Consider the following 23,192-nt stretch of genomic DNA (forward strand, 5'->3'; position numbering starts at 1 on the left):
ACGACGCGTCGAAAATCCCAGCGCGCGGAAATCGGCATCGCCGCGATGAACTCGGCCGCACAGCACTTTCAGGGCAAAGTGCGCAGGTTGACGGTGTGGAACCGGGTTCTGACAGGTCAGGAGACCCGCGCGCTCCAGCGTTGAAACGCAGCGGCGATCTACGGCTGAGTCCGGGGCCCTGTCCACCGGACAAGCCGCCGTCGCGGGCTTGTCCGCAGCGGACAGGTTGCGGCAGTGGGCCACTCGGCGGTGTGACACCGGATTTCCAGGTGGTTACAGTCCGATTTCTGGGAACGCTCCCAGAAATCGGACTTCCCCTGTCAGTCATCCTCAGGAGGTCGTTTTGACCTGGCGATTTCTCCGAGCGGTGGTGGCCGGCCTGCTCCTCGCGGCCAGCGCGGTCATCGCTCCTGTCCCGGCCAGCGCCGCCGCGCCCGCGCGGATCATGGCTCTGGGCGACTCCATCACCGGCTCGCCAGGTTGCTGGCGGGCGTTGCTCTGGAAGCACCTGCAGGACACCGGGCACACCGACGTCGACTTCGTCGGCTCCCTGCCGTCGCCCGGCTGCGGGTTCACCTACGACGGCGACAACGAGGGCCACGGCGGGATCCTGGCCACGAACATCGTGCGGGACAACCAGCTTCCCGGCTGGTTGTCGTCGGCGCGTCCGGACGTCGTGCTGATGCACCTGGGCACCAACGACGTGTGGAGCAACATCCCCGCCGCCACGATCCTCAACGCCTACACCACGATGCTCGGCCAGATGCGGGCGAGCAACCCGGCGATCAAGCTGATCGTCTCCCAGATCATCCCGATGAACCCGTCCAACTGCTCGGCCTGCGGTCAGCGCGTGGTCGACCTGAACGCCGCGATTCCCGGCTGGGCGCAGGCGAACAGCACCGCGGCCTCGCCGATCACGGTGGTGGACCAGTGGACCGGCTTCAGCACCTCGGCCGACACCACCGACGGCGTCCACCCCAACACCTCCACCGGCATCCAGAAGATCGAGAGCCGCTGGTACCCGGCCGTCGTCGCGGCGTTGGGCGGCGGCACGCAGGCGGTTGGCCTGCGCGTCTCGGGAACGCGGGTGGTCGAGGCCAACGGCACCCCGTTCGTGATGCGGGGAGTGAACCACGCCTACGTCTGGTACCCGACCCAGAACAGGGCCTTCGCGGACATGAAGTCCTTCGGCACCAACACTGTTCGCGTCGTGCTCGGCAGCGGTCAGCGGTGGGGGCCGACACCGGCCGCCGAGGTCACGAACGTCATCTCGCTGTGCAAGCAGAACAAGATGATCTGCGTCCTGGAGGTGCACGACACCACCGGCTTCGGCGAGCAGAGCGGCGCCGCCAGCCTCGACCAGGCGGCGACCTACTGGGTGAGCGTGGCCAACGCCCTGAAGGGCCAGGAGAACTATGTCGTCATCAACCTGGGCAACGAGCCGTTCGGCAACAACGCGTCGGTCAGTGCTACCTGGGCGAGTGCGACGAGCGGCGCGATCAGCAAGTTGCGCGGCGCCGGTCTCCAGCACCTGATCATGGCCGACGCGCCGATGTGGGGCCAGGACTGGGGCAACATCATGCGCGACAACGCGGCTTCGGTGTTCAACTCCGATCCGCAACGCAACACGGTGTTCTCCATCCACATGTACGGCGTCTACGACACCGCGGCCGAGATCAACGCCTACTTCGACGCGTTCCAGACCGCCGGTCTGCCGTTGGTGGTGGGGGAGTTCGGGCACAACCACAGCGACGGTGACCCGGACGAGAACACGATCATGGCGCAGGCCCAGGCTCGCGGCCTCGGCTACCTCGGCTGGTCGTGGAGCGGCAACAGCAGCGACGTCGCCTACCTCGACATGACGAACTCGTTCAACCCGGCGAGCCTCACCTCGTGGGGTGAGCGGTTCCTCAACGGTGCCAACGGGGTTCGGCAGACCTCGAAGGAGGCGACCATCTTCGGCGGCGGAGGTGGTGGCGACACCCAGGCACCGTCCACGCCGGGCACGCCGGCCGCTTCGAGCGTGACGTCGACCGGTCTGACGCTGAGTTGGAGCGCTTCGACGGACAACGTCGGCGTGACGGGTTATGACGTCTTCCGGGCGGTGGGCAGTGGTTCGTTCGCGGCGGTCGGTTCGACGGCTTCGACGACGTACGCCGACAGCGGTCTGACCCCGTCGACCGCCTATCGGTATCAGGTGCGGGCCAAGGACGCGGCCGGCAACGTTTCGGCGAACTCCGGCATCGTGACGGCGACTACGAGTGCGGGTGGCGGCACCGGGACGTGCAAGGTCGGCTACTCGGCCCAGGCCTGGGGCGGTGGCAACGGCTTCACGGCCGGAGTGACCATCACCAACACCGGCACGAGCACGGTCGACGGCTGGACCCTGGCCTTCACCTACGCGAACGGCCAGCGGGTCACCCTGCCGGGATGGGGTGCCACGTTCGCCCAGTCGGGCGGCAACGTGACCGCGACGAACCTGACCTGGAACCGCACGCTGGCACCGAACGCATCGACGAACATCGGGTTCAACGGCACGTTCAGCGGCACCAACCCAGCACCGGCCTCGTTCACACTCAACGGCAGCACCTGCACGACTGGCTGACCTCAGGTTTAAACGATTCAACGGGCTGTCCGATTGCGGACAGCCCGTACCTGACTGCCTTGACACGCTCTCGCGTACCCAACACGCTAAGCCTCGGCGCCGTGATTGAAACGTTTCATCCAGCGACGAAGGTGGAGGCGACGTGCGCAGACGCGAGTTCCTCAGGACATCCGCGGTCGGGCTGACCGCGACGGCGCTGCCTGTCGGCGTGGCTCAGGCCGAACCCGAAGCCGATGCCGGTCGGGCCGCCGGGTTGCGGGTCGTGCGCACCACCGTCGAGTACGCGGAGACGTTGCTGGGCAGCGATGTCACGGTCCCGCGGCTGGGTTGGGTGCTCGCGGCGAGCGGGACCGGCGCAGGGCAGACCGCCTACCAGGTCGAAGTCGGCACCGCGCCCGGCCGTTCGGACGTGTGGCGGTCCGGCCGGGTGAGCTCCGACCGCACCACGGGAATCCCGTTCGCCGGCAAGGAGTTGCGGCCGCGCACGCGGTACCACTGGCGAGTGCGGGTGTGGGACGGCGCGGGCCGGTCGTCCGCGTGGAGCACGAACAGCTGGTGGGAGACCGCGCTGCTGGGCACGCCCTGGCAGGCGCGGTGGATCGGCGCTCCGGACACGTCGATCAACTTCACCGGCGCGTCGTGGATCTGGTCGGCGACCACTCCGCCGGAGAGCCGCTGGTTCCGCACCTCGCTCGACCTGCCGGCGGACGCGGTCCGGGCCCGGCTCGTCGCGACCGCGGACGACGACTTCACGTTGTACGTCAACGGAACCGAGGCGTTGCACGTGCCGGAGCAGGTCGACGTCTGGAAGGTCGGGCAGCGCGCCGACGTGACCCGGCTGGTGGGCAGGCGGATCGTGCTGGCCGCGCGGGCCACGAACCGATCGGCCGGACCTGCCGGACTGCTGCTGCGGCTGGTCGTCGATCTCGCTGACGGTCAGCGCGAACTCGTCACCGGGCCGGGCTGGAAGGTGGCCGAGACCGAGCAACCCGGCTGGCAGACCCCGGATTTCGACGACTCCTCGTGGACCGCCGCGACCGTGCTCGACCCGTACGGCCAAGGTCCGTGGGGCTCGAACGTCACGGTGGGGGAGCAGCCCGCGCCGTTGCTGCGCAAGGAGTTCACTCTCGGCAAGCCCGTCTCGCGCGCCCGGCTCTACGTCAGCGGGCTGGCCTACCACGAGACCGAGATCAACGGCCGCCGCGTCGGCGACCGAGTGCTCGATCCCGGTTTCACCGACTACGACAACACGGTCCTGTACGCGACGCACGACATCACCGGGCTGGTCCGCGCCGGCCGCAACGCGATCGGCGTGACGCTGGGCCGCGGTTTCTACGGCATGAAAACGCCGAACGCGTGGCGCTGGGAGCGACCGCCGTGGCACGACGAGCCGAAGCTGCTGGCACAGCTGGAGATCGACCACCCGGACGGCACCCGCACCACCATCACGTCGGACGAGTCGTGGCGCCTGACCGATGGTCCCACGGTGTCGAACTCGCTCTACACCGGCGAAACGTACGACGCCCGGCTCGCGCCACGCGACTGGACCAAACCGGGGTTCGACGACTCGAAGTGGCAGTCCGCACCTGTCCGGCCGGCTCCCAAGGGCACGGTGAAAGCCCAGGACCACGAACCGATCCGCGTGGTCGAGTCGGTCACTCCCGTGGTCAGCTCGCCGAAGCCCGGCGTGTTCGTGGCCGACATGCGGCGCACGATGTCCGGCTGGACGCAGCTCACGGTGAACGCACCGGCGGGCACGGTGGTGCGGCTCAAGCACGGCGAGACGCTGAACCCCGACGGCACGGTGCACGCGGAGAACGGTCTGGTGACCGGCAACCGCGTCCAGCTCGACGAGTACGTCTGCGCGGGCGGTGAGGAGACGTGGGAGCCGAAGTTCTCCTACAAGGGCTTCCGCTACGTCGAGGTGACCGGACTCGCCTCGGCACCGAAGAGCCTGGTCGGCCGCGTCGTGCACTCGGACGTGCCGCAGGTGAGCACGTTCCGCTGCTCGGAGCCGTTGTTCGAGCAGTACGACGCCGCGATGCGCCGGACCGTCCTCAACAACCTGCACGGCATCCCGACCGACACGCCGACCTACGAGAAGAACGGCTGGACGGGTGACGCCCAGGTCGGCGCTCCGTCGATGCTCGCCGAGTTCGGCATGGCGAAGTTCTTCACCAAGTGGCTCGGCGACCTCGCGGACAGCCAGGACACGGCCGGTCAGCTGCCGGTGATCGTGCCGAGCGGCGGCTGGGGCTATCGCGAACTGGCACCCGCGCCCGAGTGGACGACCGTGTACCCGTTCGTGCTGCGGGAGATGTACCGCATCTACGGCGACGACCGGCTGCCCTCCCAGCACTGGCCGGTGCTGACCCGCTACCTGGACTGGGAGATCGGCAGGCTGCGTGACGGGCTCGCCGTCACCGCGCTCGGCGACTTCCTTCCGCCCGGCTCCGGCGGCCTGCCGCCCGAGGACACCCGGCTCACCGCGACCGCGTACCTCTACCGCGCGCTCCTGCACACCGCCGAACTCGGTGACGTGATCGGCAAGCCGGTCCCGCGCTATCGCGAGGTCGCCGCCGGGTTGCTGACAGCGTTCAACAAGACGTTCCTCGACGGCTACTACCGCACCGCCAGGGATCCCGACTACCGGCAGACCTCGAACGCGATCCCGCTGGCGTTCGGCATGGTGCCCGCGGGATCCGTCCAGGCCGTCGCGGACCGGCTGGCCGCCGAGGTGAAGGCCAACGGCAACCACGTCAACGTCGGCTGTCTCGGCGCGAGCGTGTTGCTGAAAGCGTTGAGCGACAACGGACACGCTGACGTGGCGCACGCGATGGCGATCGAGCGTTCGTATCCGAGCTGGGGTCACTGGTTCTCCAACGGCGCCGACACCATGTGGGAGATGTGGGACACCGGCACCCGTTCGCGCAACCACTACTTCAAGGGCACGGTCGCCCAGTGGCTGTACGAGCACGTCGCCGGGCTGCTGCCGGGTGACGCGGGCTATCGGACGTTCACGGTCAAGCCCGTCACCACCATTTCGTGGGCACGGCTGGAGTTCGAGAGCGTGCGCGGACGCATCTCCGTGGCATGGGCCAAGGTCGACGGTGTACTGCGGCTGACCGTCGAGGTGCCGGTGGGATCCACCGCGGAGGTGCACGTGCCGGGCGGGGGAGTGAAGTCGGTGCCGCACGGGCGGTGGACGTTCAACGGAAAAGCGTGAGCGGAACGGCATCCGCGAGCATGCGATAGCCGACCGGGTTCAGGTGCAGGTGATCGCCGACGTCCGCGGCGGGCAGCAGCCGTCGCGGACTGGCGGGATCGCGGACGGCGGCGTCGAAGTCGAGGACGGCGTCGAACCGGCGGCTGGTGCGGATCCACCGGTTCACCGTCTGCCTGGCGTCCTCGCGGAAGCCGTCGTCGTACCCGCTGCCGCCGAACGGGAGCAGTGTCGCCCCGAACACCTTGATGTCGTGTGCGTGCGCCCGTTCGAGGATCTGCTGGTAGGCGCCGATCAGGTCGTCCGCGACCTGCTTCTGGGCGGGTTCGGAGGGCTGGGCGGTGCCGATGTCGTTGACGCCCTCGAAGAGGATCAGCCACCGGACTCCGCTCTGTGCCAGCAGATCGCGGTCGAGGCGGGCCAGAACGCTGGGCCCCAGGCCGTCGGCGAGCACCCGGTTGCCGCCGGCGGCCTGGTTCAGCACCGCGACGTCGCCTCGCAGGCGGTCGGAGAGCCGGTCGGGCCAGCGGTCGTTGCCGTTGGTGGTGCTGCCGCGGCCGTCGGTCAGCGAATCGCCGATCACCACCACGGCCGGTGCGCTCGACCGCACCTCGACACCGCTGAGGAAGTACCAGTGGTCGGTGGGCGTCGCGCCGGGCAGGTCCGCCGGCTCGGTGTGGTTGCCCGTCAGCAGGTGGGACGTGGTGCGGGAGCCGGGGTGCGAGGTGATCTCGTTGGACGCCTGGCCGCGGGCGAGGTAGGTGGTGACCGTGAGGTTCGTTCCTGGTTTCAACGTGAAGTTCAGCTGATCGGACACGACCAGCGCGCCTCGCGGAACGTCCACTGAGGACTTTCCACTGAACGTCACCCGTTGCACTGTGTCCGGCTGGATCGCGCTGACACCTGCGCGGCCGTCCTTCGGGAGCGCGACGGTGACAGCGGTGATCGGCAGCACCGCGCCGCCGAACGCGTTGCTGAACCGCAGCCGCATCCGGCGGCCGCCGGTCGTGACCCGGACCGTCTGGCGCAGCGTGGCGTCGGCCAGCACCAGGCCGTCCTGGGTGAACGGCGGTGGCGGCATGTTGCCGGGTTCGGTCAGCTGCGGCATCGACGTCCAGGCGTTGACCCAGCGGGTTCGCGGCTGGGCCTGGGCGACGGCGGGGGTGAGCACTCCGGTGGCGGCCAGACCGAGGAACGAACGCCTGCGCATCTCGCCAACCTAGGAGGGTGGGAGAGAGCCGGGCAATCGCTGACGGTTTCGAATCCGGTTTCGAAACCGTCAGCCGGGGAGGTTTGCACTGAGGCGCAATAGCTTCTTCGCACGCGGGTGAGCGTTGTCAACTGCCGTCATGGGTTCGAGAAGCATCAGCAGAATGGTCAGCCGGGTCGCGGCCGCCGCCGCGGTGGCGCTGTCGGTCATCGCCGTGAACACGCCCTCGGCGGGTGCCGCGGCGTCGGAGTTCATCTACTCGGGGCAGGACTACGGGTACGCCGGGGCCACCTTCGACTGGACCGGGCGCAGTTCGGTGGGGAACATCGACCTGATCGTGTCCGACTGGGGCTGTGACGCCAAGCCGGTGTACGCCTACTTCCTCTTCTACAACGGGTCGCTGCACCCCGACTCGACGCCGACGCGCCGGTACGACCACTCCGGCTGCGACAAGGAGGACTACTCCACGTACAACAACCTGACGTGGTCGATCAGTGGTGACTCGATCACCTACATGGGCGTTGTCGTGTGCCGTGACGCGTTCAACGGCCCGTGCAAGGTCCGGGCGCAACCCCTACGCGTAACGGCTGGTTGTCGCTCTGGGCAGGTAGCGCCGCAGCGGTTGCGACTCCCGGACCAGCTTCCTGAGATCGGCGAGTGTGCCGTGAGCAGCGCCCACGGCACGTGCCTGCACCAGGACGTTGCCCAGCGCGGTCGCCTCCGCGGGCCCCGCGACCACCGGCAGGCCGCACGCGTCGGCGGTGAGCTGGCACAACAGCTCGTTGTGCGAGCCGCCGCCGACGATGTGCACGACCTCGACCTCTTTGCCGGACAACCGTTGTGCGTCGTTGACGGCATCGCGGTGGGCGAGCGCGAGACTGTCCAGGACGGACCGCACGACCTCTGCCCTGGTCATGACTCTCCCGCAGGCCTGCTGGATCCGGGCGGGCATGTCACCGGGCGGCAGGAACACCGGGTCGTTCGGGTCGAACACCGAGCCCTCCGCCTGCCTCGCCTCGCGCAGCAGCGGTTCCAGCTCGGCGTCCCAGCAGCGCAGGCACTCCTGCAGCAGCCACAGGCCCATCACGTTGCGGAGGTAGCGGATCGTGCCGTCCACGCCACCCTCGTTGGTGAAGTTGGCGGCCTTGCTCTCCGGGCTGAGCACGGGTTTTGAGAGTTCGACGCCGACCAACGACCACGTGCCGCACGAGATGTACGCGAATCGGTCGGTCTCGGCGGGCACGGCGACGACGGCGGACGCGGTGTCGTGTGAGCCGACCGCGGTGACCGGGACGCCGTTGTAGGTGCCCGCGGAGTCGCCGGGGTGGCGCAGATCCGGTAGCAGGCCGGCGGGGAGGTCGCGGGTCAGCTCCGGCGACCACTGTCCTGTTCGGACGTCGATCAGGCCCGTCGTGGTGGCGTTGGTGTACTCGGCGCCGCGTTCCCCGGTCAGCCAGTAGGAGAGCAGGTCGGGGATCAGCAGGAGCTGGGAGGCCTGGGGCAGCAGCGGTTCCGCCATCAGCTGGAACATGGTGTTGAACGGCTGGAACTGCAGCCCGTTGATCTCGTACAGCCCGTCCCGGGGTGTGCTGCCGTCGGTGCGGGAGTCGCGGTAGTGCACCGGGTTGCCGAGCAGCCTGCCGCCCGCGTCGAGCAGGCCGTAGTCGACGGCCCAGCTGTCGATGCCGATGCTGTCGAGCTCACCGGCGAGCTTCAGGCCGGTGAGGACCTCGCGGTAGAGACCCGGCACGTCCCAGTGCAGGGTGCCGCGCAGATGCACCGGCCCGTTGGGGAACCGGTGCACCTCCTCGATGTGCACGGCGCCGTCGTCGACGACACCTCGCACCACCCGGCCGCTGGACGCACCGAGGTCGACCGCGGCGACCGTTCTCATCGCAGGAACGCCGCTGCGACACCGGCGTCGACCGGCACGTGCAGGCCTGTGGTGAGGGACAGATCGCCCGCCGTCAGCACGAACACCGCCGCGGCCACGTGTTCGGGCAGCACCTCGCGCTTGAGCAGGGTGCGCTGGGCGTAGAACTCGCCGAGCTTCTCCTCGGGCACGCCGTAGACGGCCGCGCGCTGGGCACCCCAGCCGCCGGCGAAGATGCCGGAGCCGCGGACCACGCCGTCCGGGTTGATGCCGTTGACGCGGATGCCGTCCTCGCCGAGTTCGGCGGCCAGCAAACGGACCTGGTGTGCCTGATCGGCCTTGGCGGCGCCGTACGCGACGTTGTTCGGGCCGGCGAAGACCGCGTTCTTGCTGGAGATGTAGACGATGTCGCCGCCCATCGCCTGCGCGCGCATGACCTTCGCGGCCTGCTGTGACACCAGGAACGATCCCTTGGCCATCACGTCGTGCTGGAGGTCCCAGTCGGCCTCGGTGGTCTCCTCGAGCGGCTTGGAGATCGACAGACCTGCGTTGTTGACCACCAGGTCCACGCCGCCGAACGCGAGCGAGGCCTCCCGGAACGCTTCGGCGATGGCCGCGGCGTCGGTGACGTCGACGGTGACCGGCACCGCCACGTCCGTCGAACCGATTCGCTCGGCGACCTCACGTGCCGCGTCGCCATTGCGGTCGGCCACCACCACGCACGCGCCCTCGGCGGCCAGCCGTTCGGCGATGGCCTTGCCGATGCCCGATCCACCACCGGTCACGAGAGCGACGCGGGTGGCGAGCGGCTTGGGCTTCGGCATCCGTCGCAGCTTGGCCTCTTCGAGCGCCCAGTACTCGATGCGGAACTTCTCGCGTTCCTCGATCGGCGCGTACCGGGAGATCGACTCGGCGCCGCGCATCACGTTGATCGCGTTCACGTAGAACTCGCCGGCGACGCGTGCGGTCTGCTTGTTCTTGCCGAAGCTGAACATCCCCACACCCGGCACCAGCACGATCGCCGGGTCGGCGCCGCGCATCGGAGGGCTGTCCGGCTCGGCGTGCCGCTCGTAGTACGACCGGTAGTCGTCACGGTAGGCGTCGTGCAGCTGCTCCAGCCGTGTGACCACGTCCTGCAGGGGAGCGGTCGGCGGCAGATCGAGCACCAACGGCCTGACTTTGGTGCGCAGGAAGTGGTCAGGGCACGACGTGCCGAGCGCGGCCAGTTCGGGATGCCGTTCACGGGCCAGGAAGTCGAGCACCACGTCGGTGTCGGTGAAGTGGCCGACCTGCGGGCTGTCCGTGGAGGCCAGGCCGCGGATCACCGGCGCGAGCTCGGCGGCCCGCACCCGGCGTTCGGCCGCCGGCAACGCTTCGTGGACGACCGGTCCGAACGGCTCCGCGCGGCCGTGCTCGTCGAGGTAGCGCTGCGCGGTCTCGATGATCTCCAGCGAACGCGCCTCGCACTCCTCGCTCGTCGCACCCCACGCGGTGATGCCGTGCCCGCCCAGGACGACGCCGACGGCCTGCGGGTTGTCCCGCTTGACCGCCGCGATGTCCAGGCCCAGCTGGAAACCCGGCCGCCGCCACGGCACCCACACCACGCGCTCGCCGAAGCACGCCTTGACCAGCGCCTCGCCGTTCGCCGCCGTGGCGAACGCGATGCCCGCGTCCGGATGCAGGTGATCGACGTGCGCCGCGTCGACCAGGCCGTGCATGGCCGTGTCGATCGACGGCGCCGCGCCTCCCTTGCCGTGCAGGCAGAAGTCGAACGCGGCGACCATCTCGTCCTCGCGCTCCACGCCCGGATACACGCCGGTCAGCGCGCGCAGCCGGTCGAGCCGCAGCACGGCGAGCCCAGGCGCGGTCAGCGTGCCCAGGTCACCGCCGGATCCCTTGACCCACATCAGTTCCACCGGCCGCCCGGTCACCGGGTCGAGCTCCTCGCCCTTGGCCGAGGTGTTGCCGCCCGCGTAGTTGGTGTTGCGCGGATCGGCCCCCAGCCGGTTCGAACGGTGGAGGAGGGCTTCCACCTGGTTCATTTCACGCACCCCATCCGGCGGCCTCGCCACCGACTCGTTCACGGACGATCTGCTCGGCGTACCCGGACCGCCGGTACGCGGCCATCGGATCGGGATCGAGGCCCATCTCCTCGCGCAGTTCGCGCAGCAGTGGCCGCACATCGGTGTTGTAGGCGTCCATCAACGCGCCGTTGGCGGCGAGCACGTCACCGGACCGCTGTGCCGCGGACAACTCCTCGACGTCGACCAGAAGGGCTTTCGCCGTGGCCTCCTGGACGTTGAGCACCGAGCGGATGATCGCCGGGATCTTGGCCTCGAGGTTGTGGCACTGGTCGAGCATGAACGCGATGCCTGCGGCCGGCTTGAGCGCGTCGGCCAGCACGATCTCGTGCATGATCCGGAACAGCTGGAACGGGTCCGCCGCCCCGACCATCAGGTCGTCGTCGGCGTAGAAGCGCGAGTTGAAGTCGAACGCGCCGAGCTTCCCGGCACGCAACAGGAACGAGACGATGAACTCGATGTTCGTGCCCGGCGCGTGGTGCCCGGTGTCGATCACGACCTGAGCTTTCTCTCCGAGCTGCATGCAATGCGCGTACGCGGTGCCCCAGTCCGGCACGTCGGTCGTGTAGAACGCGGGCTCGAAGAGCTTGTACTCCAGCAACATCCGCTGGTCGGCGCCGAGCCGTTCGCAAGTCTCGTGCAGGGCCTCGGAAAGCCGGTCCTGGCGGGCCCGGATGTTGTCCTGGCCCGGGTAGTTGAGCCCGTCGGCGAACCACAGCTTGAGGTCGCGCGACCCCGTCTGGTCCATGATGTCGACGCACTCGAGCAGGTGCCCGATCGCCTTGCGCCGCACCGCCGGATCCGGATGGCACACGCTGCCGAGCTTGTAGTCGTCGTCCTGGAAGACGTTGGAGTTGATGGCACCGAGCGCGACCCCGCGATCGCGCGCGTACGAGGCCAGCTTGCCGTAGTCGTCGACCTTGTCCCACGGGATGTGCAACGCGACGGTCGGCGCGACGCCGGTGAGCCGGTGCACGACCGCCGCGTCGTCGATCTTCTCGTACGGCGTGCGCGGAACTCCTTGCTGCGCGAACACCTTGAACCGGGTGCCGGAGTTCGCGTACGCCCACGACGGCGTCTCGATCCGCTGCTCGCGCAACGCGTCCTTCACGCTCATGTGTTCTCCCCAAAAACTCAATCGAGGTGGAAGACCTCGTCGAGGGGCCGCATCCGTTCGTCGGCGTTGCCGTCACCGACGAAGAACCCGGCCATCTCGGTCTGCCAGCGCGCGTTCACCTCGGTGCGCGCCATCTCCGCGAGCGCCGCGTCGAAGTCGTCGCACTCCAGGTAACCGATGAGCAGGCCGTCCTCGGCGAGGAAGAGTGAGTAGTTGTGCCAACCCGCCTCGGTGAGGGCAGCCCGCATCGCCGGCCACACCTCGCGGTGCCGCGCTCGATAGTCGTCAAGACGATCGGCGCGGACCCGCAGGGTGAAGCAGACGCGCATGTCAGAAGTCGAACTTGTCGATGTTGTCCTTGGTGAACACCGTCGGCGGGCCGAGCACGACCTCGCCCTTGGCGCCGATCGTGTAGTCGCCGAGCTCGCCGGCCTTGAACTTCTCGCCCTCCGCACCGCTGATCTGCCCGGACGCGAGCGCGGCGGCGGCGTAGGTGGCGAGGTAACCGAGCTTGGTCGGGTCCCACAGCGCGAACGACTTCACCGTGCCGTCCTGCACGAACTTGCGCATCTGGTTCGGCGTGCCGAGCCCGGTGAGCTGGACCTTGCCCTTGTACTCGGACGAGCTGAGGTAGCGGGCGGCGGCCGCGACACCGACGGTGGTCGGCGAGATGATGCCCTTGAGGTTCGGGTGCGCCTGCAGCAGGCCCTGGGTCTTCTGGAACGACGTCTGGTCGTCGTCGTTGCCGTACGCGGTCTCCACGAGCTTGAGGCCCGCGTACTCCGGCTTCGCGAGCTCGGTCTTCATGACCTCGATCCACGCGTTCTGGTTGGTGGCGTTGGGGGTCGCGGACAGGATCGCGATCTCACCGCTGCCGCCGATTGCCTCGGAGATCAGCTTCACCTGGCCGGTGGCGATGTCGTTCGACGTGGCCTGGTTGATGAAGACGTCCCTGGCGTCCGGCGCGGCGTCGGAGTCGAAGGTGACGACCTTCAGACCCTGCGTCCGCGCGGACTTGAGCGCGGGCGCGACGGCGTTGGCGTCGTTGGCGGAGATCACCAGCGCGTCCTGCTTCTGCTGCGCGGCGGTGTTGATGTAGGTGACCTGCGAGGAGGCGGCGGCGTCGGACGGCCCGGTCGCCTTGACCTCGGCCTTGATCGCCGTGCCCGCCTGCTCGGCACCCTTCTGCGCCACCGTGAAGTACGGGTTGTTGACCTGCTTGGGCAGGAACGTGATCTTCAGACCCTCCTTGAGGGCCGCGTTCGGGTCGGCCTTGCCGGCGTTGGTGGCACCGCCGGTCTGGTCGCCCGCGCTGTCCTTCGTCGTGCCACCACAGCCGGTGAGCGCGACGGCCCCGGACATCACCAGGGCGAGCACTAGACGTGTGTTCATGGCGCGGCCTTTCGTAGGGTTCCGACGCGTCGGGTGATCGAGGGGGCGAGGACGCTCACCAGCAGCAGGAGCCCGGTGACGATGGTGAGGACCTCGGTGGAGGTGTCCTGCAGGATCAGCAGGTTGCGCAGGCCGCCCAGCAACAGCACGCCCGCGAGCACGCCGAAGAGCGATCCCTTGCCGCCGAAGATGGACACGCCGCCGAGCAGGACCGCGGCGACGACGGCCAGTTCGAGCCCGACGCCGTTGTCCGCGCGGGCGCTGGAGAACCGGAAGGTGTAGACGATCCCGGCGATCGCGGCCACCGCACCGGCGAGCACGAAGAGGGTCAGCTTGATCCTTTTGACGCGGATGCCGGAGAACCGCGCGCCTTCCTCGTTCGCGCCGATCGCGTAGACGGACCGGCCGAACGAACTGGCGTGCAGCGCGACACCGAACAGCACGGCGAGCACCGCTGCGAGCACGATCGGGTAGGGGATGTTGGTGCCGGGCAACGGTGTCGTGCCGAACGACGTGTAGCTGGCCGGGAAGTCCGCGACCGCCGTGTCACCCAGCACCACCAGTGCCAGACCGCGGTAGAGCGCGAGCGTGCCGATGGTGACCGCCAGGCTCGGCAGGCCGAGCCGCGTCACGAGCAGCCCGTTGAACGCTCCGCAGAGCGCGCCCGCCACGATCACGGTCGGCAGGATCGTTTCGAGCGGCCAGCCCGCGTTCCACAGCCAGCCGATCAGCGCGCTGGACAGGCCGAGCACCGACGCGACGGACAGGTCGATCTCGCCCGCGACGATCACCAGTGTCAACGGCAGCGCGATGAGCGCGATCTCGCCGATGTCGAGGCCGAGGTAGAAGAGGTTGCCGCCGGACAGGAACGAGCCGTCCGTGCTGACCTGGCCGGTCAGCGCCACCACGATCAGCAGGAAGACCAGCGCTGTCTCCCAGCGCAGGAGGTTACGCATGGCTGGTCCCTTCGGTCTTGCGCAGGGCCTTCGCCAGCCGCAGTGCCAGCAGCCGGTCGACGGTGATGGCGCTGAGCAGGAGCGCACCCGCGATCGCCTGCTGCCAGAACGCGGGAATCTGCAGCACCACCAGGCAACTCGTGATCGTGCCCAGCAGCAACGCGCCCAGTGCGGCGCCCGCCACGGTTCCGGAACCGCCGAAGATCGCGACGCCGCCGACCACCACGGCCGCGACGACCTGGAGTTCGAGTCCGGTGCCCGCCGCCGCGTCGACCGTGCCGTAGCGGGCCACCCACAGCGCGCCGGCCAAGCCGGCGATCAGTCCGGAAAGGACGAACGTGGTGAGCGTGCGCCTGGCGACCGGGATGCCCGCGAGGGTTGCTGCTTCCGGGTTCGAGCCGATCGCGTACAGCTCGCGGCCGGACCGGTAGGAGCGGAGGTGGACGGCGGCGACCGCGATGACCACGACGGTGATCAGCACGAGGATCGGGATGCCGAGCACGCGGCTGCTGCCCAGGCCCAGCAACGCGTCGGGGAGGTTGGCGGCGTTGACCTGCCGGCCTTGCGCGAGCGCGTAGTCGATGCCGCGGAACACGTAGAGCGTGCCGAGGGTGACCACGAGGCTCGGGACGTTGCCGAGTGCCACCAGCAGGCCGTTGAGCAGGCCGCACGCCAGGCCGACCGCGATGCCGAAGCCGATGCCCAGCACCAGCGGGGTGCCGGGGTGGTCGGCGAAGTGCTGCGCGGTGAGGAAGGCGGACAGGCCCAGGACCGAGCCGACGGACAGGTCGACGTTTCTGGTCACCACCACGAGGGTCTGGCCCACCGCGAGGAGGGCGACGATCGAGGCGTTGAGGAGGAGGTCGCGGAGGCTTTGGGGCTGGATGAACCTCGGGTTGACGATCGCGGTGGGGATGACGACCAGGGCCAGCGCCACGACGATGCCGAGCTCGCGGACCCGGCCGACGCGCGTGGTGAGGCGCCGGGCGGCCGTGCGTTCGGTGGGCGGTGCCACCACGGTGTCCGCCGTCATCGGGTCACCTGCCCGGCGGCGGCGAGCGCCACCCGTTCCTCGGTCGCCTCGGCGCGTGACAGCTCCTCGACCAACCGGCCTTCGTGCATCACCAGCACCCGGTCGGCCATCCCGAGCACCTCCGGCAGTTCGGACGAGATCATCAGCACCGCGACGCCCTCAGCGGCCAGTTCCGACAACAGCCGGTGAACCTCGGCCTTCGTGCCCACGTCGATCCCGCGCGTCGGTTCGTCGACGATCAGCACGGACGGCTTGCGCGCCAGCCACTTGGCGAGCACGACCTTCTGCTGGTTGCCGCCCGAGAGCACGCCGACCGGGTCACTCAGCCGCGCGAACTTCAGCCGCAGCTTGACCGCCCAGTCCTGGGCCAGCGCGCGTTCCGAGCGGCGGCGCAGCAACCCGAACGTCGACAGCCGGCCCAGCGAGGCGAGTGCGGTGTTGCGTTCGATCGACGCGTCCATCACGAGTCCCTGCTGGCGGCGGTCCTCCGGCACGAACCCGACGCCCGCGGCCATCGCGGCGGTGGGGGAGCCGTACCTCAGCTTCCGGCCGCGCACGACCACGGAACCGCCGTCGGGGCGGTCGATGCCGAACACCGCCCGCGCGACTTCACTGCGTCCGGCGCCGACGAGGCCGGACAGCGCGACGATCTCGCCTGCCTTGACGTCGAACGAGACGTCGGTGAACACGCCCTCGCGGGTGAGTCGTCGCACGGACAGCAACACCTCGCCGGCGGTGGTGTCCTGCTTGGGGAAGAGCTGGGACAGCTCGCGGCCGACCATGCGGCGCACCAGGGAGTCCGGTGTCTCACCGTCCAACGAGCCGGACCAGACGAACTCGCCGTCGCGCAACACGGTGGCGCGCTGGCACAACGAGAACACCTCGTCGAGCCGGTGCGACACGAACAGCACCGCGGCGTCCTGAGAGCGCAATGCCCGCACCACGCCGAAGAGCCGCTGGACCTCGTGTGCGGACAGGGCCGCTGTCGGCTCGTCCATGACGATCACGCGGGCGTCGAACGACAGTGCTTTGGCGATCTCGACCAGCTGCTGGTCCGCAATGGACAGTCCACGGGCCGGGCGGGCCGGGTCGAGCCGGACACCCAGGCGGGAGAACAACTCCGACGTGCGCGTGTGCATGGCGGCCACGTCGATGCGGCGGCCGAGGCCGAGCGGCTGGCGGCCCATGAACACGTTCTCCGCCACCGACAGGTCACCGAACAGCGTCGGCTCCTGGTAGATGATCGCGATGCCCGCGGCCAGCGCGTCCGCGGGGCCGGAGAACCTATGCGCGGAGCCGTCGACCAGCACCTGGCCCGCGTCCGGGCGGTGTACGCCGGCGAGGGTTTTGATCAGCGTCGACTTGCCGGCACCGTTCTCGCCGAGCAGGGCGTGGGCCTCGCCGGGGAGCAGTCGCAGCGACACCCCGGACAACGCGCGGACGGCGCCGAAGGACTTGCTCACCTCGTCCAGCGCCACCACGGGAGGTCGGTCCACGTCTCGTCACCTCGATGTTGAAACGTTTTAACGGCTGAGTTACGTGCACTCTGGGTGCGGCGAGGCGGCATGTCAAGACACGAGAGGTACCATTCGTTGTCACGTTTCAACAAAGGAGCCGCCCGTGAAGCCGTCAGTGGGCATCCGCGACGTCGCGCAGCAGGCCGGCGTGTCCAACGCGACCGTTTCGAACGTGCTGAACCGGCCGGACGTCGTCGCGCCGGCCACGCGGCAGCGGGTGCTGGCCGCGATCGCGGAGCTGGGCTTCGTGCGAAACGAGTCCGCGCGCCAGTTGCGGGCCGGGAGCAGCCGGGTGATCGCATACGTCGTGCTCGACGCGGCGAACCCGTTCTTCACGGACGTGGCGCGCGGCGTCGAGGACGCGGCGCGGGAGGCGGGCCTCGCGTTGTTCCTGTGCAACAGCGCTTCCGACGACGGCCGCGAGCGCGAGTACCTGGAGCTGCTGCACGAACAGCGCGTCGAGGGAATCCTGATCACCCCGGTCGACGCCCAAAGCGCCCAGATCGCCGATCGCGGCACCCCGGTCGTGCTGGTCGACCGCGAGTCGACGGACGGCACGCGCTGCTCGGTCGCCGTCGACGACGTGCTCGGCGGTGAGCTCGCGGTGACGCACCTGATCGAGACCGGCCACACCCGGATCGCGATGGTCGGTGGCCCGATGTCGATCCAGCAGGTGCGCGACCGGCGCGAGGGGGCGTTGCGCGCGCTGGCCAACGCCGGTCTGCCCGCGGAAGCGCTCACCTTCATGGAAACGAAGAGCCTGCAGGTGGGGGAGGGGCGCAACGCGGGGGAGAGGCTCGTGGGCCTGCCGTCGTCACGTCGTCCCACCGCGGCGTTCTGCGCCAACGACCTGCTCGCGCTCGGGCTGCTCCAGTCGATGACCCAGCAGGGCCTGCGGGTGCCGGACGACCTGGCCGTGGTGGGCTACGACGACATCGAGTTCGCCGCGGCCGCCGCCGTGCCGCTCACCTCGGTGCGCCAGCCGCGCGAGCAGCTGGGCCGCACCGCCGCCCAGCTGCTGCTGGCCGAGAACGAGCCGGACCACGAGCACCGGCACGTGAAGTTCCAGCCCGAGCTCGTGGTCCGCGCGTCCAGCGCTGTCAAACGGTGACTAGCGGACCAGGACCATTTCCCGGTTTTCCTCGACCGTGGTCGAATTGTCCGGCGGAAGGTAGACGTTCAGCGAGGCGGACGTGAATGCGACGCCCTGCCGAAACGCCTTCGTGCGCGACACCACGGTCACGTCGACCTTGTGGAACGCGCCGGTGCACGGAACGTTCCCCGTGTATTTCTCGCCGATCGCGAGCTCGCCGCGCACGTTCTGGGTGACCTGCACCCACAGCGACCCGGTCGCGCCGTTCTGGCACATCAGACGTAGTGGCACGGTGACAGCGGCCCCGCGCGCCTCCAGCCGGCCCTGCGGCTGAACGGCGAGGGCGGCCTCGACCTGTGCGGACGCCGGTACTGACATGGCCACCATTGCGGCAGCGGCCAGAACGAAAATCGGAATTGCACGCACGATTGTTTCACCTCGTTGTCGGAAGGCGGAATGCGGCCGCGAACCGACATTAGTCAGAAGGTGATCGGTCGAGCGAGGGGCCATTGATCGTCGCGCGAATCCAGCCGGCGTGGGCCCCAGGCGATGTGGATCGGGCGCTCGCGGACCGGGCGGTCCAGCCGGACCAGCGCGGTGTCGTGCCGGTTCGGCCCGTCGAGCCGACAACCCGGATGCCGCACCACGCGGTCGATCCCGCGCATGGTGCCGCCGGAGGTCCGGTGGACGCTGCCGACGCGCACCGTCCCGTCCGGCACCGCGCCGGTTCCCTCCGGGGCGACGCAGTGCGCGGCTGTCACGACCCAGCGCGGGTGGATCAGCGACGGTGGCAACGGTCGTGACCAGCCTGACCGCCGGCCGTGGACGGATCGATCCAGGCAGCCGGTGTCCTGAGGTGGAGCCTGCTCCACTCGTTCCCAGCGGTTAGATCACCCGATCAGCGGGCATCCACCGGCATGTCGCCGCACCGGACTCTTCTCGCCGACCGCTACCGGTTGGGCGAGGTGCTCGGCACGGGCGGAATGGCCGTCGTGCGCAGGGCCAGGGACACCTTGCTGGCGCGCGATGTCGCGATCAAGCTGTTCCGGCCGGGCCAGGACGCCGCGGGCGCCCGCCGGTTCGACAGCGAGATCCGCACGCTCGCCGGGCTGTCGCATCCGGGTCTGGTGGCGGTCTACGACGCGGATCTGACCGCGGAGACGCCGTTCATGGTCCTGCAGCTGGTCGAGGGCCGGACGTTGCGCGATCGCATCGACGACGGACCGCTGCGGGTCGGGGAGGTGCGCCGGCTGGGCGCGGCGCTGGCCGATGCGCTGGCTCACGTGCACGAGCGCGGGTTCGTCCACCGTGACGTCAAGCCGTCCAACATCCTGCTCGACGACGACGCCGTCCCGCGCCTCGCGGACTTCGGGCTGGCTCGGCTGGCGGGCAGCGATCGCTTCACCAGGACGGACCAGGTCATCGGCACGGCGGCTTATCTGGCGCCGGAACAGGTGCGCGGCGAGGAGATCACGTCCGCGGTGGACGTGTACGCGCTGGGGCTGGTGTTGCTGGAGTGCCTGACCGGGCACCGCGAGTACGAGGGCGCGGAGATCGAGTCGGCGGTCGCGCGGCTGCACCGTCCGCCGGTGATTCCGGACCATCTGCCGTTCGGCCTCGTGCGGTTGCTGTCGCTCATGACGTCGTTGTCGCCTGCTCGCCGACCCTCTGCGCGTGAGTGCGCGGACGCCTTGCTCGCTTCGGATCCACCGACTGTCGTCGCGCCGGTGCCACGCCGTTCACGAGGACTGGTCGCCGCCGCGTCGGCCGTGGTGCTGATCGCCGCCGTCGGCACGGGGATGATCGCCAGGGACCGTTCCGCCCCGGCGGAATCGGAGCGGCCGGCGCCTGCCTCGACCCAGCCGCGCACGGTGCAGCAGAACCCGGCGCCCACGGTGGCAGAGCAGGCAGCGGAACAGCAGGTCGTGCCGACCACCGCGCCGCCGCCGGTTCAGGTCGTGAACGAGAACAGCGGCAACAGCGGGAAAGGCAAGTCGGGCAAGGGGAAGGGCAAGGGGCCCTGATCCGTCAGCGGTTCGACGACGGGAACTGGCCGCCGCTGCTGCCCAGCGCGAGCAGTTCGGTGTACTGATCCTGCCAGGACCGCTCGGTGGCCAACAGGTCCGAGAGCCGCTGCACCCACTCGCCGTCGACCGGCGCGGTGCCCGTCGTGAGGTGCCGTTCGGTCTCCTCGCGCGCCTTGCGCCACTCGGACAGCGTGGGGCCGACCGCGGGGCCGCCCTGTTGTTCTGACATGCGCCAACAGTACTGCGCCGCGCACGGGCGGGCTCTGCTGTACAGTCGGCCCGGTCGGGGTTCGGAGTTGTCGGCAGCCCGCCGTCGCGGTCCCCCGATCCATTCCGGCCAGCTGGTTCTCCGGCCGGAGACAGGAGCACCGGCTTGCCGCCGGACCATCAGCTCTACTTCGCTTCGTCCCAGTTCTTGCAGGTCAACGGATTCTCGTCCTCTGTGCGGCTGATGCCCGGATGACGACCATGAATCCTCCCGACCGCACCCGCCGCGCCGCTGTCGACTTCGCCGAGGCGAGGATGGCGGCGGAGGCCGCGGAAGCCGTTCAGCAGCGCGCGGCGGCCCGTCGAGTGGCCGAACGATCCCTCGACATCGGCGACTGCCGAGAACTTCTCCTGATGCTCGGTCTTTCGGGCAAGGCAACGCTAGGAGCACGCGAATGACCCAGGGCACCATCAAGTGGTTCAACGGCACCAAGGGATTCGGGTTCATCGCACCCGAAGGCGGCGGCGCCGACCTCTTCGTGCACCAGTCCGAGATCGCCGGGTACGACCACCAGGGCATCCCGGACAACCAGGCCGTCGAGTTCGAGGTCGCCCAGGGAGCCAAGGGGATGCAGGCCGTCTCCGTTCGCGTTCTCTAGGGCTTCACCCGCACGGGAAGCGTGATCGCGGACGGCCGGGCTGGTCCGATGTGGACGGTCTGGTCGGCGGCGACCATCGCGGTGGCCGTGGCGCGTGACTCACCGGTACCGGGATTGCGGGCGTAGCGCGGGAAAGCGCCGCTCGAGACCTGCACCCGGATGCGGTGCCCACGCCGGAAGCGGTGCGCTGTCGGCCACAACTGGACGACGGCGCACTGCGGTTCGGCCGCGTCGGTCAGGCTGACCAGGCCGTCGCACACGTTCCACGACCGCCCTTCCTCGTCGACGTCGCAGAGCCGGACGAACACGTCGGCGTGCGACACGCCCGACGAGAACCAGATCTCGGCACTCACCTCGCCCACGACCTCGACGTCCTGATCGAGCACGGGCGTGGTGTAGGTGAGCACGTCCGGACGGGCCTCCAGCGCGGTGTTGTCGACCCGTCCGCCGTCCTCGACCATCCGCACGCCACCCGCGGCCGGTGTGGGATCAGCGGGGTCGTACCGATAAGAGTCCACTGAGGACTCGGCAGGTGCCTCCGAAGTCAGCGAACCCTCCGCGCCGAGGTGGAAACGCCGCGGCGAGTACCCCTGCGGCGGCCAGGACTCGAAGTCCCGCCAGGTTTCCTCGCCCGTCACGTACAACCGGACCGGCGCGCGATGCGGCGGCTCCACTCCGTGAGCGTGGGCGAGCCCGAACTCCACCGCCTCGTCGACCGGTGTGCTCGTGAACTGCGCGTGCGTCCACGGTCCGACGGTGAGGCGCGCCGGACGCCCGTTCTCCTGCAGGACCTTGAAGTCACGCAGCTGGCCGGGCAGGAAGATGTCGTACCAGCCGCCGACCGAGCTGACCGGCACCGTCACGCCGGCGACCCGGTGACTGTGGTCGAACCCCTCCCACCGCGGCGCGTCGGCGTCGTGGGCGAGGATGTCCTGGATGTAGGGGGAACGCTCGCCGAACGCGGCGATGTCCGCCTCCCGCAACGGAAGCGTGTTCAGTGCCCGCGCGGTCCTCCTGCCCTGGAACGCCTGGCGCAGGACGGACAGCGAGCGTTCCTGAGTGCCGACCAGCACGCCCCAGGCGAACGGCGTCTCCAGCGACATGCCGTCGGCGCGCAGGAACTCCAGCGTCAGCGCGGACTCGGTCACGATCGGGATCATCGCCTTGACCTGCGGTGGCAGCTGGTCGGCGATCGCCCACTGCACGTGCCCCAGGTAGCTCACGCCGTACAGCACGATCGCGTCGGACCACGGCTGCCGCACCAGCCAGTCGAGGGTCGCGAGCCCGTCCGCGCGTTCCTGGCGCATCGGGTCGAACGTACCGCCGGAGCCGAATCCGCCGCGCACGCTCTGGATCACCACCTGGTACCCGCGCTCCGCCAGCGCCCGCGCCAGGAGCTGGCCGAACATGCGCCGGCCGTACGGGGAGCGGATCAACGCGGTCGGCAGCCCGTCGCCACCGGAGCGCGGCATCCACCGGTCCGCCAGCAGTTCGACGCCGTCGGGCATCGGCACGCGTAAATCCCGCTGCACCACCACGTTCCGCGTCAACGGCGGCGTGAGCTTCAGCTTGCGCTGGAGAATTCGGCTGATCACCTGAGCTCCATTCATCTGGGCTCCATCAAGAGTGAGACGACGTGCAGCAGGCGGTCGGTGAACGCCTCCGGGTCGGGCGCCCCCGCGACGACCCAGGCCGTGACGAACGACCCCACCCCGCCGGTGATGAACGCGGCGAGGTCGTCGGCTGCCGACGCGGTGAGCCGATCGCCGTGCAGGTGCTCGACGACCTGCCGGTTGACCGGAAGCATCAGCTGGATCAGGCCGCGGTCCAGGGCGAACGCGCAGGAACCCGTCAGCAGCGCGCGGTAGAACGTCTGATGCTCGGCGAAGTGCGACGCCATCGTGAGCGTCTCGGCCCGTGCGTCCACGGGTTCCCGGAGGTCGGCCAGGCGGGGCAGCAGCTCACGCCGGGCGAGGTCGAGCCCGGCCTCCAGCAGCACCGTGTCGAGGTCGCCGAAGTGCTGGTAGACCACCCTGCGGCTGACGTCCGCGGCGGTGGCGATCTCGGAGATCGTGACCGCCGCGGTGCCGCGTGCGGTGACCAGGTCGACCGCTGCCCGCAGCACGGCGGCGCGAGTGCGGCGCACCCGCGGATCGAGCGCGGGTTCGACCGCGGGCAGCTCCACACCTCAGATCGTGC

General features: G+C 69.5%; 21 protein-coding genes. 6 read left to right on the top strand and 15 right to left on the bottom strand.

Annotation, left to right across the window (positions count from 1 at the left end):
- Positions 1 to 343: 343 nt before the first annotated feature.
- Positions 344 to 2,605, top strand: coding sequence for a cellulase family glycosylhydrolase (locus SK803_RS41200; RefSeq protein ID WP_319971647.1), 2,262 nt, complete (start codon positions 344 to 346; stop codon positions 2,603 to 2,605).
- A 142-nt stretch (positions 2,606 to 2,747) separates the two neighbouring features.
- Positions 2,748 to 5,831, top strand: coding sequence for a family 78 glycoside hydrolase catalytic domain (locus SK803_RS41205; protein ID WP_319971648.1), 3,084 nt, complete (start codon positions 2,748 to 2,750; stop codon positions 5,829 to 5,831).
- Here the strand turns inward: SK803_RS41205 and SK803_RS41210 are convergent.
- The 10 genes from SK803_RS41210 to SK803_RS41255 form a co-directional block, all read right to left on the bottom strand.
- Entirely contained in the window at positions 5,815 to 7,038 is a 1,224-nt protein-coding gene (locus tag SK803_RS41210; protein ID WP_319971649.1) for an SGNH/GDSL hydrolase family protein, read from the bottom strand. The two genes, SK803_RS41205 and SK803_RS41210, sit on opposite strands and share 17 nt — an antisense overlap.
- Positions 7,039 to 7,107: 69 nt before the next feature.
- The gene (locus tag SK803_RS41215; protein ID WP_319971650.1) at positions 7,108 to 7,293 is read right to left on the bottom strand and encodes a hypothetical protein; all 186 of its coding nucleotides are present in this window, start codon (positions 7,291 to 7,293) and stop codon (positions 7,108 to 7,110) included.
- A 319-nt stretch (positions 7,294 to 7,612) separates the two neighbouring features.
- The gene (locus tag SK803_RS41220) at positions 7,613 to 8,932 is read right to left on the bottom strand and encodes a rhamnulokinase (protein WP_319971651.1); all 1,320 of its coding nucleotides are present in this window, start codon (positions 8,930 to 8,932) and stop codon (positions 7,613 to 7,615) included.
- Entirely contained in the window at positions 8,929 to 10,953 is a 2,025-nt protein-coding gene (locus SK803_RS41225) for a bifunctional aldolase/short-chain dehydrogenase (protein WP_319971652.1), read from the bottom strand. The genes SK803_RS41220 and SK803_RS41225 overlap by 4 nt, the downstream gene beginning before the upstream one ends.
- Position 10,954: 1 nt before the next feature.
- Positions 10,955 to 12,109 carry an L-rhamnose isomerase gene (gene rhaI, locus SK803_RS41230; RefSeq protein WP_319971653.1) on the bottom strand — a complete coding sequence of 385 codons (1,155 nt, stop codon included), beginning with the start codon at positions 12,107 to 12,109 and terminating at the stop codon, positions 10,955 to 10,957.
- A 17-nt stretch (positions 12,110 to 12,126) separates the two neighbouring features.
- The gene (locus SK803_RS41235; protein ID WP_319971655.1) at positions 12,127 to 12,438 is read right to left on the bottom strand and encodes an L-rhamnose mutarotase; all 312 of its coding nucleotides are present in this window, start codon (positions 12,436 to 12,438) and stop codon (positions 12,127 to 12,129) included.
- A 1-nt stretch (position 12,439) separates the two neighbouring features.
- Positions 12,440 to 13,501, bottom strand: coding sequence for a rhamnose ABC transporter substrate-binding protein (gene rhaS / locus SK803_RS41240; protein WP_319971656.1), 1,062 nt, complete (start codon positions 13,499 to 13,501; stop codon positions 12,440 to 12,442).
- Complete coding sequence (locus tag SK803_RS41245) at positions 13,498 to 14,457, bottom strand: ABC transporter permease (RefSeq protein ID WP_319971657.1); 960 nt, start codon at positions 14,455 to 14,457, stop codon at positions 13,498 to 13,500. Before SK803_RS41245 ends, rhaS begins: the two co-directional genes overlap by 4 nt.
- Positions 14,450 to 15,490, bottom strand: a complete 1,041-nt coding sequence (locus SK803_RS41250) for an ABC transporter permease (RefSeq protein ID WP_319971658.1) — start codon at positions 15,488 to 15,490, stop codon at positions 14,450 to 14,452. Before SK803_RS41250 ends, SK803_RS41245 begins: the two co-directional genes overlap by 8 nt.
- On the bottom strand, positions 15,487 to 16,986 hold the full coding sequence (locus SK803_RS41255) for a sugar ABC transporter ATP-binding protein (RefSeq protein WP_319971659.1): 1,500 nt from the start codon (positions 16,984 to 16,986) through the stop codon (positions 15,487 to 15,489). The genes SK803_RS41250 and SK803_RS41255 overlap by 4 nt, the downstream gene beginning before the upstream one ends.
- Positions 16,987 to 17,110: 124 nt before the next feature.
- Here SK803_RS41255 and SK803_RS41260 point away from each other — a divergent pair, with 124 nt between their 5' ends.
- On the top strand, positions 17,111 to 18,118 hold the full coding sequence (locus SK803_RS41260) for a LacI family DNA-binding transcriptional regulator (protein ID WP_319971660.1): 1,008 nt from the start codon (positions 17,111 to 17,113) through the stop codon (positions 18,116 to 18,118).
- Here SK803_RS41260 and SK803_RS41265 read toward each other — a convergent pair whose 3' ends face one another.
- Together SK803_RS41265 and SK803_RS41270 are read right to left on the bottom strand one after the other, a co-directional pair.
- Entirely contained in the window at positions 18,119 to 18,478 is a 360-nt protein-coding gene (locus SK803_RS41265; protein WP_319971661.1) for a hypothetical protein, read from the bottom strand. It lies immediately after the preceding gene.
- Positions 18,479 to 18,579: 101 nt separating this feature from the next.
- Positions 18,580 to 18,894, bottom strand: coding sequence for a trypsin-like serine protease (locus SK803_RS41270; RefSeq protein ID WP_319971662.1), 315 nt, complete (start codon positions 18,892 to 18,894; stop codon positions 18,580 to 18,582).
- A 123-nt stretch (positions 18,895 to 19,017) separates the two neighbouring features.
- On the opposite strand from SK803_RS41270, the gene SK803_RS41275 reads away from it, so the two are divergent.
- The gene (locus SK803_RS41275; protein WP_319971663.1) at positions 19,018 to 20,124 is read left to right on the top strand and encodes a serine/threonine-protein kinase; all 1,107 of its coding nucleotides are present in this window, start codon (positions 19,018 to 19,020) and stop codon (positions 20,122 to 20,124) included.
- A 4-nt stretch (positions 20,125 to 20,128) separates the two neighbouring features.
- On the opposite strand, the gene SK803_RS41280 is transcribed toward SK803_RS41275, so the two are convergent.
- Positions 20,129 to 20,356, bottom strand: coding sequence for a hypothetical protein (locus tag SK803_RS41280; protein WP_319971664.1), 228 nt, complete (start codon positions 20,354 to 20,356; stop codon positions 20,129 to 20,131).
- 239 nt (positions 20,357 to 20,595) lie between these two features.
- Here SK803_RS41280 and SK803_RS41285 point away from each other — a divergent pair, with 239 nt between their 5' ends.
- Both SK803_RS41285 and SK803_RS41290 read left to right on the top strand, forming a co-directional pair.
- Positions 20,596 to 20,793: a hypothetical protein gene (locus SK803_RS41285; RefSeq protein WP_319971665.1), complete on the top strand. Its 198-nt coding sequence runs from the start codon at positions 20,596 to 20,598 to the stop codon at positions 20,791 to 20,793.
- A complete protein-coding gene (locus SK803_RS41290; RefSeq protein ID WP_319971666.1) occupies positions 20,790 to 20,993 on the top strand; it encodes a cold-shock protein in 204 nt (67 codons plus the stop codon). The genes SK803_RS41285 and SK803_RS41290 overlap by 4 nt, the downstream gene beginning before the upstream one ends.
- On the opposite strand, the gene SK803_RS41295 is transcribed toward SK803_RS41290, so the two are convergent.
- Together SK803_RS41295 and SK803_RS41300 are read right to left on the bottom strand one after the other, a co-directional pair.
- Positions 20,990 to 22,603 (bottom strand): CocE/NonD family hydrolase, encoded by a 1,614-nt coding sequence (locus tag SK803_RS41295; protein WP_406601659.1) that lies wholly within the window; start codon positions 22,601 to 22,603, stop codon positions 20,990 to 20,992. The two genes, SK803_RS41290 and SK803_RS41295, sit on opposite strands and share 4 nt — an antisense overlap.
- Complete coding sequence (locus tag SK803_RS41300; RefSeq protein WP_319971668.1) at positions 22,600 to 23,178, bottom strand: TetR/AcrR family transcriptional regulator; 579 nt, start codon at positions 23,176 to 23,178, stop codon at positions 22,600 to 22,602. Before SK803_RS41300 ends, SK803_RS41295 begins: the two co-directional genes overlap by 4 nt.
- Positions 23,179 to 23,192 lie beyond the last annotated feature (14 nt).

This window comes from Lentzea miocenica (assembly GCF_033949945.1).
GTDB classification, from domain to species: domain Bacteria; phylum Actinomycetota; class Actinomycetes; order Mycobacteriales; family Pseudonocardiaceae; genus Lentzea; species Lentzea miocenica.

Bases quoted from the DNA above. Each gene is read 5' to 3' on its own strand.
- SK803_RS41275 (WP_319971663.1), top strand. From the start codon at position 19,018: ATGTCGCCGCACCGGACTCTTCTCGCCGACCGCTACCGGTTGGGCGAG.
- SK803_RS41225 (WP_319971652.1), bottom strand. From the start codon at position 10,953: ATGAACCAGGTGGAAGCCCTCCTCCACCGTTCGAACCGGCTGGGGGCC.
- SK803_RS41215 (WP_319971650.1), bottom strand. From the start codon at position 7,293: ATGAACTCCGACGCCGCGGCACCCGCCGAGGGCGTGTTCACGGCGATG.
- SK803_RS41245 (WP_319971657.1), bottom strand. From the start codon at position 14,457: ATGCGTAACCTCCTGCGCTGGGAGACAGCGCTGGTCTTCCTGCTGATC.
- SK803_RS41265 (WP_319971661.1), bottom strand. From the start codon at position 18,478: ATGTCAGTACCGGCGTCCGCACAGGTCGAGGCCGCCCTCGCCGTTCAG.
- rhaI (WP_319971653.1), bottom strand. From the start codon at position 12,109: ATGAGCGTGAAGGACGCGTTGCGCGAGCAGCGGATCGAGACGCCGTCG.
- SK803_RS41210 (WP_319971649.1), bottom strand. From the start codon at position 7,038: ATGCGCAGGCGTTCGTTCCTCGGTCTGGCCGCCACCGGAGTGCTCACC.
- SK803_RS41285 (WP_319971665.1), top strand. From the start codon at position 20,596: ATGAATCCTCCCGACCGCACCCGCCGCGCCGCTGTCGACTTCGCCGAG.
- SK803_RS41280 (WP_319971664.1), bottom strand. From the start codon at position 20,356: ATGTCAGAACAACAGGGCGGCCCCGCGGTCGGCCCCACGCTGTCCGAG.
- SK803_RS41290 (WP_319971666.1), top strand. From the start codon at position 20,790: ATGACCCAGGGCACCATCAAGTGGTTCAACGGCACCAAGGGATTCGGG.
- rhaS (WP_319971656.1), bottom strand. From the start codon at position 13,501: ATGAACACACGTCTAGTGCTCGCCCTGGTGATGTCCGGGGCCGTCGCG.
- SK803_RS41235 (WP_319971655.1), bottom strand. From the start codon at position 12,438: ATGCGCGTCTGCTTCACCCTGCGGGTCCGCGCCGATCGTCTTGACGAC.
- SK803_RS41220 (WP_319971651.1), bottom strand. From the start codon at position 8,932: ATGAGAACGGTCGCCGCGGTCGACCTCGGTGCGTCCAGCGGCCGGGTG.
- SK803_RS41250 (WP_319971658.1), bottom strand. From the start codon at position 15,490: ATGACGGCGGACACCGTGGTGGCACCGCCCACCGAACGCACGGCCGCC.
- SK803_RS41295 (WP_406601659.1), bottom strand. From the start codon at position 22,603: ATGAATGGAGCTCAGGTGATCAGCCGAATTCTCCAGCGCAAGCTGAAG.